This is a genomic window from Anaeromyxobacter sp. SG17, from assembly GCF_022690695.1.
GTDB lineage: Bacteria > Myxococcota > Myxococcia > Myxococcales > Anaeromyxobacteraceae > Anaeromyxobacter > Anaeromyxobacter soli.
In genome coordinates this window covers 26,918-38,566 of sequence record NZ_JALCYX010000029.1, presented here as the reverse complement: position 1 = coordinate 38,566, position 11,649 = coordinate 26,918, and the positions used below count along the sequence as shown (strand labels likewise).

Sequence of the window (11,649 nt, the reverse complement as noted above, 5' to 3'; positions counted from 1 at the left end):
GGCGGCGGCCGCGCTCGCAACGCCATCGAGTCGCACCCCGGCGGGCCCCGTCGAGCTGCCGTCACGGATCGTGACGCCCCGGCGGAGCCGATCGGAGCGAGCCCCCGCGCGGCTGCGCCTCGAGTCGGCGCATGACGCCCCGGGCTCGCAGAGAGCTCGCGTCGAGCTCGAAGCCCGCCTCTCGGAGCGCACGCTCCGTCTCCCGGTTCGGATGGCAGCCGCCCGTGATCACCGTCCACGCGGGCTGCACGCGATCCTGGATCGCGCCGATGAGGTGACCGCCGCGGACGTGCTCGATGGCGCGCAGCGTCCCTCCCGGCGCGAGCACGCGGCGCGCCTCGCCGAGCGCCAGGGGGACGTCGCGGACGCTGCACAGCACGAGGCCGGAGAGCACGGTGTCGAACGCGCCGTCGCGGAACGGCAGCGCCTCGGCGCGGGCGAGCACGAGCGGCACGTGCGGCGCTCTGCTGCGGGCCCGGGCGAGGTTCGCGCGGTGGGGATCGACCGCGACGGCGGCGCCGCGAGGCAGGAGGGGCAGGTTCCGGCCAGTGCCGGTGCCGAGATCGAGCGTCCGGCCGCGGGCGCCGCCGGCGAGCCACTCACGCCACCGGCCGAGCCGGCCGCGCTCGAGGAGGGCGAGGCCGAGATCGTACAGCCAGGGGATCTGCTCGAGGCCTCGCATCACGGCTCCTTCCCGCCGCGCGGCGGCGTCAGTCGAGGTAGCCCTGCGCCTGGAGCCGGAAGAGCTGGGCATAGCGGCCGCCGCGCGCCACGAGCTCACGGTGCGTGCCGAGCTCCTCGAGCCGTCCGCCGTGGAGCACGGCGATCCGGTCCGCGATGCGGACCGTGGAGAACCGGTGCGAGATGACGATGGCGGTCCGGTCCGCCGAGAGCTCCTTGAAGCGCTGGAACAGCTCGTGCTCGGCCTCGGCGTCGATGGCGGCGGTCGGCTCGTCGAGCACGAGGACCTCGGCGTCCTCGCGCATGAAGGCGCGCGCCACCGCGAGCTTCTGCCACTGGCCGGAGGAGATCTCGTGGCCGGACTCGAACCAGCCGCCGAGGACGGTGTCGTAGCCGTCCGGCAGCGCCTCCACCAGCGCGGCGGCGCCGCCCCGCCGGGCCGCCTCGGAGACCCGGGCGCGGTCCCCGACGAAGGCGGGGTTGCCGAGGCCGATGTTCTCCGCGGCGGTGAACTGATAGCGCACGAAGTCCTGGAACACGGCGCCGATCCGCTGGCGCAGATCGGCGGGGTCCATGTCGCGCAGGTCCACCCCGCCGTAGCGGATCTCGCCCTCGGTCGGATCGTAGAGCCGGAGGAGCAGCTTCACGAGCGTGCTCTTGCCCGCTCCGTTCTCGCCCACGAGCCCGAGCTTCTCGCCCGGCGCGAGCGTGAGGGAGAGATCGCGGAGCGCCCACCCCGTCTTCCCCGGATAGCGGAACGAGACGCCGCGGAGCTCGATCTCGGCCGGACGCCCGCGGGGCGGGCTGCGGGGCGGGCGGGTGCGCGGCTCCTCGCCGCCGGTGGGGATGTCGAGGTAGCCGAACAGGTTCGACATGAAGAGGGCGTCCTCGTACATGCCGCCCACGCCGGAGAGGACCGCCTGCACGGCCCCCTGGCCCTGCCGGAACACCGCGATGTAGAGCGTGAGGTCGCCGAGGGAGATGTCGCCGCGCGCCGCGCGCCCGGCCATGAGGGCGTACATCGCGTAGAACGCGAGGAGCGAGAGGAGGCCGAAGACCATCCCCGCGCGGAGCCGGCGGATCGCCAGCAGGCGGTCCTCGTCGAAGAACTTCCGGAACAGCGCGCGGTAGCGGCCCAGCACGAGCGGCCCGAGGCCGTAGAGCTTCACCTCCTTCACGTGGCTGTCGCGGGTGAGGATCCACTCCAGGTAGTTGAGCCGGCGGCCCTCCGGCGCGCGCCAGGTCCAGAGCCGGAAGGACTCCCCCGAGAGGCGCGCCTCCGCCAGGAAGGCCGGCACCGAGGCGGCGACGATGACGAGGACGCTCGCGGGGGAGAGGCGCAGGAGGAGGCCGGAGAGCGCGACGAGGGTGACCGTGTTCTGCCCGATCGCGAACGCCTGCATCACGAGCGAGAGGGGCCGGGAGGAGGCCTCGCGCCGGGCGTTCTGCATCCGGTCGTAGACGTCGGCGTCCTCGAAGTGCCTGAGCTCGAGCTCGAGCGCCTTTTCGAGGATCCGCTCGTTGATCCGGTTGCCGAGCGCGCCGCGCAGGAGCTCGCGCCGAAGGGCGAGGAGGCGGCCGGCCGCCATTTGCACCGACATGAGCCCGAGCTCGAGGGCGACGAGCCACAGCACCCGCTCCCGGTCCTGCGCGAGGCCGCCGCGGGCGGCGGCGACGACGCCGTCGACGATGAGCTTCCCGATCCAGGCGATGCCCGCGGGCAAGAGCGCCAGCACCACGGTGAGCGCGGCCACGAGCAGCGCGCCGCGGCGGTCGGCCTCCCACACGAGCCGCATCGTCCCAGGCACCTGCCGGAACACGACGCGCATTCCCTGCAGCCGCTCGCGGAGCGCCTCGCCGGCGCCGCGCGGAGGCTGCGGGGGCAGGGGGTGGGAACGGGCGGCGGGCACGGCGCCCGCTATAACGCACGCGGCGCTCCAGATCGATGTCACACGCGCTCGATTTCTCGGGCGCGCTGTCGTAGATCAGCGGGCGATGAACATCCCGGAACATCGGAGCGACGCGACGACGGCGATGGCGCCTGCGGATTGGTCCATCGACCGCGCGATGCAGTACTACAACGTGGGCGGGTGGGGCGCCGGGTTCTTCTCCGTGAACGAGAAGGGCCACGTGGTCGTCCACCCCATGGGCCAGCCGGGCCCGGTCATCGACCTCATGGACGTGGTCGAGGACATCCGCGAGCGGAAGATCGGCTTCCCGTGCGTGGTCCGCTTCCAGGACGTGCTCCGCGCGCGCGTGAAGCAGATCAACGAGGCGTTCGCGAAGGCGACGGCCGAGATGGGGTACGGCGGCCGCTACTTCGGCGTCTACCCGATCAAGGTGAACCAGATGCGCGAGGTGGTCGAGGAGATCCTCGACGCCGGCGCCCCGTACAACTACGGCCTCGAGGCGGGCTCGAAGGGCGAGCTGCTCGTGGTGCTCGGGATGAACACCAACCCCGAGGCGCTCACCATCTGCAACGGGTACAAGGACGAGCAGTTCCTCCGGCTGGCGCTGCTCGGCCGCAAGCTCGGCCGGAAGGTCATCGTCGTCATCGAGAAGCTCTCCGAGCTGCCCCAGCTCCTCAAGCTCGGGGAGGAGATGGGCGTCGAGCCGATGATCGGGCTCCGCTCGAAGCTCACCACCCGCGGCACCGGGAAGTGGGAGGGCTCGTCCGGCGACTTCGCCAAGTTCGGCCTCACCGTGCCCGAGCTCATCCACGCGGTGCGGATCCTCAAGGAGGCGGGGAAGGAGCACTGCGCGAAGCTGCTCCACTTCCACGTCGGCTCGCAGCTCACCGAGATCCGGGTGGTGAAGGACGCGGTGAACGAGGGCGCCCGCGTCTACGCCAAGCTGCGGAAGATGGGGCTGCCCATCGAGTACTTCGACGTGGGCGGCGGGATGGGCGTGGACTACGTCGGCGTCCAGACCAACGGCAACGCGCAGCCCGGCACCATCGCCTCGACGGTCAACTACACGCTCGACGAGTACGTCGGCGACGTCGTCTACAACGTCCAGCGCGTCTGCGTGAACGAGGGCGTCCCCGAGCCGCACCTCGTGACGGAGTCCGGGCGCGCCATCACCGCGCACCACTCCTGCATCATCATGAACGTGTTCGGCCACATCGAGATCGGGTCGGCGGAGGAGATCGCCGCCGCCTCGGCGCCGAGGCCGGACGAGCCGAAGCTCGTGCGGGAGATGCGCGAGATCGTCTCCTCGATGACGCCGCGGAACCGCGCGGAGGCGTACCACGACGCGGCCGCCAAGAAGGAGGAGGCGCTCCAGATGTTCAAGCTCGGCATCCTCGGCCTCGAGGAGCGAGCGGTCGTGGAGAGCCTCTTCTGGAAGCTCGTGCGCGGGATCGCCGACCTGAACCGCGGCAAGAAGCGGCTCCCGCGCGAGACGCGCGACCTCGCCGACAAGATCGCCGACCAGTACATGGCGAACTTCTCGCTCTTCCAGAGCGCGCCGGATCACTGGGCGTTCGACCAGCTCTTCCCGATCGTGCCCCTGCACCGGATGGGCGAGGTGCCGACGAAGGACTGCACCATCGTCGACATCACCTGCGACTCCGACGGCAAGATCGACCGCTTCATCGAGAACGACGGCGTGGACGAGACGCTCTCGCTCCACGCGCTCAGGCCGGGCGATCCCTACTACCTCGGCATGTTCATGACCGGCGCCTACCAGGACATCATGGGCGACATGCACAACCTGTTCGGCCGGGTGAACGAGATCCACGTCTTCGTGGACGACGAGGATCCGGAGGACTTCTACATCGAGGAGGTCATCCCGGGAGACACCATCGAGAAGGTGCTCTCGCGCCTCCAGTACGAGCCCGCCGAGCTCTCGCGGCGCGTGAAGGGCGCGCTCGATGGCAAGGTGAAGGAGGGCGCGATCCGTCCGAAGGAGGGCGTGTCGCTCGCCGACTTCTACGAGGCGGTGATGAAGGGGTACACCTACCTCGGCGTCTGATCCCGCCCCCCGCGCCCCGCGGCGGGCGGTTGCGGAGCGCCGGCGGCCGCCGTTATCGAAGGGGAGTGGCCGAGCGTCCTCGCAAGCCCGGAGAGACCTTCGAGTCCTACGCCGAGCGGCTCATCCGCGAGGCCCAGGAGGAGGGCGCCTTCGAGCGGCTCTCCGGTGCGGGCAAGCCCCTGCCGCTCAGCGGCGGCGCGCTCCCGGAGGCGTGGTGGATCAAGGAGAAGCTCCGGCGCGAGAAGCTGTCGAGCCTCCCGGACTCGATCGCCATCCGCCACGAGGCGGAGGCGGTGCTCGCCGCCGTCGCGCGCGATCGCGACGAGCACCTCGCCCGCGAGCGGCTCGAGGCGCTGAACGCCAAGATCCGCCGCCTCAACGCGACCTTCGTCGGCTGGCCGCCGACCACGCTCGCGCCGCTCGACGTCGAGGAGGTGCTGCGGCGCTGGCGCGAGGGGCGGCTCGCCCCGTACGGCACCGCAGCGCCGTGACCACCGGTGTGGTCTTCCCCCACTGGGCCGCGCTCGAGGCGAGGGCCGGGGCCATGGTTCCGGCACCACTCACCCGAGGCGGCGCCCGCGCCGCCCTCCGCCGAGGAGCCGCGCATGTCCGGGGTCTACAAGAAGATCGAGATCGTCGGCACGTCCCCCACGAGCTTCGCGGAGGCGACGCGCGCGGCGATCGAGGAGGCCTCGAAGTCCATCCGGCACATGGCATGGTTCGAGGTCGTCGAGGAGCGCGGCGCCATCAAGGACGGCAAGGTCTCGGAGTTCCAGGTCACGCTGCGGGTCGGGTTCAAGCTGGAGTAGCGGCGGGCGGCAGGCCGTCCCGCCCGCGCTCATCGCTCGCCGAGCCCTGCGCCCGGGATCGCGGGTACGACTCGCGTCGCCGAGAACACGAGCGCCACGCCGACGAACCTGCCGGCCGTGACGTCGCCGGCCTGCGCCGCCGTCGCGCGGTCGTAGTGGAGCACCGACACGGCGAGCCCGACGCGGCGCATCCCGCCGGGCAGCGGCCCGTAGTGGAGCTGCCCCGTGGCGCCCCACAGCTCCGGCTGCGCGAGGGCCGGACGGAGACTCCAGCTGCACTGCGGGGCCACGTCGAGCTCCAGGCCGTAGACGAGCGGCACCCCGGCGATGAGCGCGACCCGCGCCCGCGTGGTGGGCTCGAGCTCCGGCCGTCCCGTGAGCTCGGCGATGCCCGTCGCGGCGAGCGACAGGTCGAGGTGCCGCGTTCGGACGGCCTGGGCCTTGACGCCGAGCTGCGCCGACAGCACCGACAGGCGCCCGTCGACCTCGAGGCGGGGCGCGATCCCGCGCGCCGCCCAGAGCTCGACGGGCACGACCGGCACCAGGGGCAGGACCACGCCGCCCGTGGGGTGCTCCTGCGGGACCTTGCGCTCGTGCCCGTAGCCCGAGAACCCGATCGCAGCGCCCAGGTCCCACTCGCCGGCGTCGAGCGTCCGGGCGCGCCCGAGCTCCATCTCCGCGGTGCAGCCGGAGAGGGCGACGGCGGCGGCGACGAGGGCGGCGGCGCGCGGGCAGGGCAGCAGGACGTTCACCTCGGGGCGATACGGCCGCGCCATTCTCCACGAGTGGAGGGCGAACGTCACGTCCCGGGTGATGGGGACCGGACGCCCATCTCGGCGTCCAGCCGGCGCGGCTCACTGCGCGTTCCGTTCACCCTCGGGCTCGGCGGACGGGGCGTCGGCGCTACGGGCCGCGGGCTTCTCGACCTCTGTCGGCGCGGGCTTCTCGACGTCGGTCGGCGCGGTCGCTCCCTTGTCGAGGATCTCGATGCGGTAGCCCTCCGTCTGTCCCTTCGACTCGTCGAGCGCCGCGCGCACGCGCTGCCCTTCCTTCAGGTCCTCGAACGTCGCCTTGAAGTCGTCCACCTTGATCTCGGCCTCCGGTGCGACGAGGACCTCGCGACGCTTGTCGCCCACCCGCAACGTGACGGTCCCGTCGTCGCGGCCCACCTCCTCGACCCGGCCCTCCACGGTGCGGCCGGCGTTCCCACTGCTCGCCCGCGTGCCCTGGGCGGTCCGGCAGCCTGCGGCGGCGAGGGCGAGCCCCAGGGCGATCGAGAGGTGCGTGCGCATGGCGGGTCCTTTCGAGGAAAGTGTGGTCCTCGTCCGCCGGGGATGGGAGCGCGCGGGCCCGCCGCGCGTCGCTTTCGCCTCGCACCGAGGGAGCGTCGGCTCCGCGAGCGGCTGGGCGTCCGCCCGCTCGCAGCGCGCGGCCGTCAGTCCTTCTGGCGCTTGAAGTAGAAGTGCGCGGTGCTGCCGTGGGCGAGCACTGCGACGAGCTCCCACCCGTTCGCGCCGAGCGCGTTCAGCTCGGCCTCGTCGAGCGTCGCCTCCTCGGCGAGGTCGCGTACCACGTGCTTGTAGTCCCACTTCGGCTCGACGTAGACGACGGGGGGCGCGACGTGTGCGCCGGGCGGTCGCGGGGGGTCTCGAGGAGAGGAGGGGGCCATCGCGTCACTCCGGCGGCAAAGGCCCGCGGATCCTCGTTGCAGGCCGAGAAGTCCTTACTCTTTCATCATTTTGCGCCCAGCGGCGCGTAGGGGCCCAAGAGGACGGGAGGCCAGCCTGCGCGCTCTCAGGACCGTTTCGCGGCGGGGGCAGGGTATCGCGCGTGCGGCGCCCGCGAGGTGCGAGGCGCCTACACTCGCGGGCGCAGGTGGGCGGGTGTCCTTCCACGGGGCCGAAGGATTGCTCCCCTGGCGTCCCTGACCGTCGGAGAATGCGCACCCGAAGTCATTGAACCGCAGGTGTATTGCGGGAGGGGCGCGACACATGTCGAGACGGACGGGTGGCGTGACGGCGCTGGTCATCCTGGCGTTGCTCGCGGCGGCATGCAGCGGCGGCGGCGGCGGCGGCGCGGGGCCCGGCGGAGGCGTGACCGTCACCCTCGACACAGACCACTTCACGATGCGGGGTGACGAGGGCACGTCGCTCTCGGCCACCGTGACCGCGAGCGTCTCCGGGCAGACGAGCGCCAGCATCCGCGTGAGCGCCGTGGACCAGGGCGAGGCGATCGCCGGCGCGCAGGTCGAGGTGATGGAGACGCAGGCGCGTCTCTGGATCTCCTCGAAGTCCTCCCTCGCGCCCGGGACCTACGCGGGCACGCTGGCGGTGAACGTTTGCTACGACGCAGGGTGCAGCTCTCCGGTGCGGGGGTCGCCGTTCCGGCTGCAGTACACGGTCGAGGTCCTGCCCATCCTGAAGGTCGCGCCCGACCAGGTGGCGCTGTCGGCGGTGAGCGGCTCGCCCGCCAGCGCCCCGGTCGCGGTGCAGCTGCCGTACGGTGCGACCAGCTTCCGCGTGTCGGGCCTTCCTTCCTGGCTGCGCGTCGCGGACGAGACCGCGTCGGGCTTCACGCTCGTCGCCGCCAGCGTTCCGGCGGGCGCCTACGACGCCTATCTCTACGTCGCGGCCGGTGGCTCGCAGCGCACGCTCCGGGTGACCTACTCGGTCACGGAGGCGCCCGGAGGAAGACACGACCTGTCCCTGGACACGAGCTCGCTGGCGCTCACCACGACGGAGGGCGCCGACGCGTCCGCGCACGTGGGCGTCACGCCCCCGAGCTGGAACCCGCCGCTGACGACGAGCGTGAGCTACGGCTCCGGCGCGAGCGGATGGCTCGGCGTGACCCCCACGGACGGGGGCCTCGACCTCCGCGCCGACGCCGGCGCCCTGTCCCAGGGGAGCTACACGGCCTGGCTTTACGTCAGGGGCGACGGCTTCACCACCGGCCGGTCGGTCACCGTGACGCTCACCGTCGGACCGGGCCTGCTGAAGCCGCAGGATCAGGCGCTGACCCTCACAGCGACCTCGGTCCCCGCGGACCTGCTGGGCAGCGTGCCCGTGACGATGGCCGGCGGCCCCGCTCGCGCCTGGACCGCCGCGACCGACGCCGCCTGGCTCACGCTCGATGCCGGCACCGGCTGGACGGGGACGCCGCTCGGCTTCCGCGTCACGCCCGAGGCACTGCAGTCCGTCGAGAACGGCAGCACGCAGGTGGCGACGGTCCGCGTGGCCGCCGATCCCCCGAGCATCACCCCCGTCCAGTTCAAGGTCACCCTCAGCAAGCGGCTCCCGGAGGTGCGCTCGCTCGGGCCCGGGGTCATCCTCGCCGGCCGGGCGCATCGCGTCCTCGCGCGCGGCGTGGGGTTCGACGGGCTCGCCGACGTCGCGGCGGGGATCACGGTGGAGGGACTCACCGGCGTGGGCGTCACGCGCGTCAGCGACACCGAGGTGGCGCTCGACGTGCCCGCCGCGCCGGCCGGCGAATACGCGATCAGCGCGTCGAACGCCCTCGGATCGCCCACGGCGGCGGCGGCGCTGCACGTCGTCGATGCGCCCACGCTGGCCTACGCGCGGGTGCAGACCTCGGGCCGCAAGCGTCAGCTCATCTACGATCCGCGGCATCAGGCGCTGTGGGCCTCGATGCCGGGCGTGGCGGTGCGCGTCGGTTACGCGGGGGGCGCGTGGACGGCGGCGAGTCAGGCGATCGCCGACCTGCGCGACCTGGCGCTCACTCCCGATGCTGGCGCGGTGATCGCCGTCTCCTGGTCGGGCAAGCTCCGCTTGCTCGATCCGGTCACGCTGACGGAGCAGGCGACCTACGACCGCGGCGGCGCGCTCGGTCCGGCCTCCCTGCGCCCGGACGGCGTCGCGGTGACGAACGACGGCCGCGTCTGGCTGCCGTTCGGTGACACGGGCATCGACGACCTCGGGTTCTTCGACCTGGCGCGCCGGACGTTCTCGAACACGGGCCTGAATTTCTACGAAGGGCCATGGCTCGCGGTGAGCGGCAACGGCGAGCGCCTCATGGTCGACGGTCGAACCGGCCGCATGCACCTCGACGGCGCCGACGGCACGCTGAAGGACGGCGGCTTCTACTTCGAGGGAAACTTCGGCATCGACGAGGTAGGCAGCCGATTCGTGACCGTCAGCTACAGCGAGGCCGCGCTCTGGGACGCCTCCTTCGCCTTCGTGGGGCGACTCTGGCTGCCGGATTCCTACACGAAGTACACGGGAGGCACGACCATCGCCGCCACCGTGTCGCCGGACGGAAGCCGCGCGTACGTGCTGAGCTACAGCATCGGGAGCCTCGACCTGCCGAGGGTCTGGGTGTTCGACTCGACCGCGGCCGTGAGCGGCGACCCGCCGCTGCTGGGGTACTTCCAGCTCCCCGAGTACCCGACGGTGCGGAGCGGCTTCACCATTCAGAGCCGCGAGGCCGTGATGGCGATGACCCCGGACGCGACCACGCTCTTCATCGCGGGTGACGACGCGGTCATGGTCGTCCCGGTGCCGTCGACGCTGACCGCTCCGTGACGGGCGCGTCCGCGCCGCCGGGTGCTCATTTGTGACGCCGCGCGCTGCGGCCGCGCAGGCCGAAACCGTGGGGCGTCCCGCGGCGGGGCACTAGGGTCCAAGGATGAGCGCTCGAACAGAAGCGGGCTCGCCGCGGACCGATCCGGCCGTCCCTGGCCGGATCGGCCCGGACGACCCGCGCTACGCCGACCTGGCCCACCGCGGATTCAACAGGCGCTTCCGCGGGAAACCCGACTACGTGCGGCTGGTCGGCTCGACCGAGCAGGTGGTCCAGGCGGTTCAGGAGGCGGTGCGGGAGGACCTGCGGGTGGCGGTCCGCAGCGGAGGCCACTGCCTGGAGGGGCTCGTCGCCGATCCGGCCGTGCGGGTGCTCATCGACACCTCCCTCATGACCGGCGTCGCCTACGACCCGGAGATGTCCGCCTTCGTGGTGGAGGCGGGGACCACGCTGGGCGAGCTGTACCGGAAGCTGTTCCTCGGCTGGGGAGTGACCGTCCCCGCCGGCGAGAGCCCGGACATCGGCGTGGGCGGGCACGTGCTGGGAGGCGCCTTCGGCTTCCTGTGCAGGGAGCATGGGCTCGCGGCGGACCACCTGTACGCTGTCGAGGTCGTGACGGTGGACGAGGCCGGTACCGCCCGCAGCGTGGTGGCGACGCGGGAACCCTCCGATCCCAACCGCGAGCTCTGGTGGGCGCACACCGGCGGCGGGGGCGGCAACTTCGGCATCGTCACGCGCTACTGGTTCAGGTCGCCGGGCGCTCGCGGGACCGACCCTGCCTCGCTGTTGCCGCCTGCGCCGGCGTCGATCCGGACGTTCCGGGTGGGGTGGAGCTGGGACGAGCTCGACGAGCGGGCGTTCGCGAGGCTCCTGCGCAATCACGGGGAGTGGTGCGAGCGCAACGCGGGCGCGGACGCTCCCGGCGCCAAGCTGTTCAGCATCCTCTTCCTCAACCGTCGCCAGACCGGCAAGGTCGAGCTGCGCGGGCTCTCCACCGCCGGTCCCGACGCCGAACGGCTCTGTCACGAGCACCTCGATGCCCTGAACCAGGGAGTGGGCGCGGCCTGCACCCGCCAGCTCGAGACGAGCACCTGGCTGCGCTTCGCCCTGAACCCTTTCCCCGAGCTGTTCCGCGCGCCGGGCGCCGAGAACGCCAGCTTCAAGATGAAGGACGCCTTCCTGCGCAGGCGCTTCACGGATCGGCAGATCGAGGTCGCCCACCACTTCCTCACCCGGACCGACGTGGACGTGCCCGGCGGCATGCTCGGCCTCGCGACCTACGGCGGGAAGGTCAACACCGTGGCGCCCGACGCGACCGCCTCGGCGCAGCGCGACTCGATCCTCACCACCTCCTGCAACGCGGGCTGGATGGATCCGAGCGAGGCGGAGCGCAACCTGGGCTGGGTTCGCGCGCTCTACCGGGAGCTCTTCGCCGACACCGGCGGCGTGCCCGCGCCCGGCGAGGCGAGCGACGGCGCGTTCATCAACCATCCGGACGCGGACCTCGCCGATCCGCGGTGGAACACCTCCGGCGTCCCGTGGCACACGCTCTACTACAAGGACAACTACCCGCGGCTGCAGCGCGTCAAGGCGCGCTGGGATCCTCGCGACGTGTTCCGGCACGCGCTGTCGGTCCGGCTGCCGTGAT

General features: G+C 72.3%; 10 protein-coding genes. 5 read left to right on the top strand and 5 right to left on the bottom strand.

Annotation, left to right across the window (positions count from 1 at the left end; translation table 11 throughout):
* Positions 1 to 61: 61 nt before the first annotated feature.
* Together MNY60_RS12690 and MNY60_RS12685 are read right to left on the bottom strand one after the other, a co-directional pair.
* A complete protein-coding gene (locus tag MNY60_RS12690) occupies positions 62 to 682 on the bottom strand; it encodes a class I SAM-dependent methyltransferase (protein ID WP_242354995.1) in 621 nt (206 codons plus the stop codon).
* A 28-nt stretch (positions 683 to 710) separates the two neighbouring features.
* Complete coding sequence (locus tag MNY60_RS12685; protein ID WP_242355025.1) at positions 711 to 2,510, bottom strand: ABC transporter ATP-binding protein; 1,800 nt, start codon at positions 2,508 to 2,510, stop codon at positions 711 to 713.
* 166 nt (positions 2,511 to 2,676) lie between these two features.
* Here MNY60_RS12685 and speA point away from each other — a divergent pair, with 166 nt between their 5' ends.
* The 3 genes from speA (at position 2,677) to MNY60_RS12670 (ending at position 5,465) form a co-directional block, all read left to right on the top strand.
* Complete coding sequence (gene speA / locus MNY60_RS12680; RefSeq protein WP_242338193.1) at positions 2,677 to 4,656, top strand: biosynthetic arginine decarboxylase; 1,980 nt, start codon at positions 2,677 to 2,679, stop codon at positions 4,654 to 4,656.
* Positions 4,657 to 4,721: 65 nt separating this feature from the next.
* On the top strand, positions 4,722 to 5,147 hold the full coding sequence (locus MNY60_RS12675) for a DUF1992 domain-containing protein (protein WP_242338191.1): 426 nt from the start codon (positions 4,722 to 4,724) through the stop codon (positions 5,145 to 5,147).
* 114 nt (positions 5,148 to 5,261) lie between these two features.
* Positions 5,262 to 5,465 (top strand): dodecin, encoded by a 204-nt coding sequence (locus MNY60_RS12670; protein ID WP_242338189.1) that lies wholly within the window; start codon positions 5,262 to 5,264, stop codon positions 5,463 to 5,465.
* 29 nt (positions 5,466 to 5,494) lie between these two features.
* Here the strand turns inward: MNY60_RS12670 and MNY60_RS12665 are convergent, their stop codons facing one another.
* The 3 genes from MNY60_RS12665 to MNY60_RS12655 all read right to left on the bottom strand — a co-directional run bounded on the left by MNY60_RS12665 (position 5,495) and on the right by MNY60_RS12655 (position 7,134).
* Positions 5,495 to 6,268 (bottom strand): hypothetical protein, encoded by a 774-nt coding sequence (locus MNY60_RS12665; protein ID WP_242354997.1) that lies wholly within the window; start codon positions 6,266 to 6,268, stop codon positions 5,495 to 5,497.
* Positions 6,269 to 6,319: 51 nt separating this feature from the next.
* Positions 6,320 to 6,757: a hypothetical protein gene (locus tag MNY60_RS12660; RefSeq protein ID WP_242354999.1), complete on the bottom strand. Its 438-nt coding sequence runs from the start codon at positions 6,755 to 6,757 to the stop codon at positions 6,320 to 6,322.
* Between the two features lie 143 nt (positions 6,758 to 6,900).
* On the bottom strand, positions 6,901 to 7,134 hold the full coding sequence (locus MNY60_RS12655) for a hypothetical protein (protein ID WP_242338183.1): 234 nt from the start codon (positions 7,132 to 7,134) through the stop codon (positions 6,901 to 6,903).
* Between the two features lie 322 nt (positions 7,135 to 7,456).
* Between MNY60_RS12655 and MNY60_RS12650 the strand changes: the two genes are divergently transcribed.
* Both MNY60_RS12650 and MNY60_RS12645 read left to right on the top strand, forming a co-directional pair.
* The gene (locus tag MNY60_RS12650; protein WP_242360699.1) at positions 7,457 to 10,003 is read left to right on the top strand and encodes a hypothetical protein; all 2,547 of its coding nucleotides are present in this window, start codon (positions 7,457 to 7,459) and stop codon (positions 10,001 to 10,003) included.
* 103 nt (positions 10,004 to 10,106) lie between these two features.
* Positions 10,107 to 11,648, top strand: coding sequence for an FAD-binding oxidoreductase (locus tag MNY60_RS12645; protein ID WP_242355004.1), 1,542 nt, complete (start codon positions 10,107 to 10,109; stop codon positions 11,646 to 11,648).
* Position 11,649 lies beyond the last annotated feature (1 nt).

What these genes read in the sequence shown, in the direction of transcription:
- speA (WP_242338193.1), top strand. Translation starts at nt 2,677, where the DNA reads ATGAACATCCCGGAACATCGGAGCGACGCGACGACGGCGATGGCGCCT.
- MNY60_RS12655 (WP_242338183.1), bottom strand. Translation starts at nt 7,134, where the DNA reads ATGGCCCCCTCCTCTCCTCGAGACCCCCCGCGACCGCCCGGCGCACAC.
- MNY60_RS12660 (WP_242354999.1), bottom strand. Translation starts at nt 6,757, where the DNA reads ATGCGCACGCACCTCTCGATCGCCCTGGGGCTCGCCCTCGCCGCCGCA.
- MNY60_RS12685 (WP_242355025.1), bottom strand. Translation starts at nt 2,510, where the DNA reads ATGCGCGTCGTGTTCCGGCAGGTGCCTGGGACGATGCGGCTCGTGTGG.
- MNY60_RS12650 (WP_242360699.1), top strand. Translation starts at nt 7,457, where the DNA reads ATGTCGAGACGGACGGGTGGCGTGACGGCGCTGGTCATCCTGGCGTTG.
- MNY60_RS12670 (WP_242338189.1), top strand. Translation starts at nt 5,262, where the DNA reads ATGTCCGGGGTCTACAAGAAGATCGAGATCGTCGGCACGTCCCCCACG.
- MNY60_RS12645 (WP_242355004.1), top strand. Translation starts at nt 10,107, where the DNA reads ATGAGCGCTCGAACAGAAGCGGGCTCGCCGCGGACCGATCCGGCCGTC.
- MNY60_RS12690 (WP_242354995.1), bottom strand. Translation starts at nt 682, where the DNA reads ATGCGAGGCCTCGAGCAGATCCCCTGGCTGTACGATCTCGGCCTCGCC.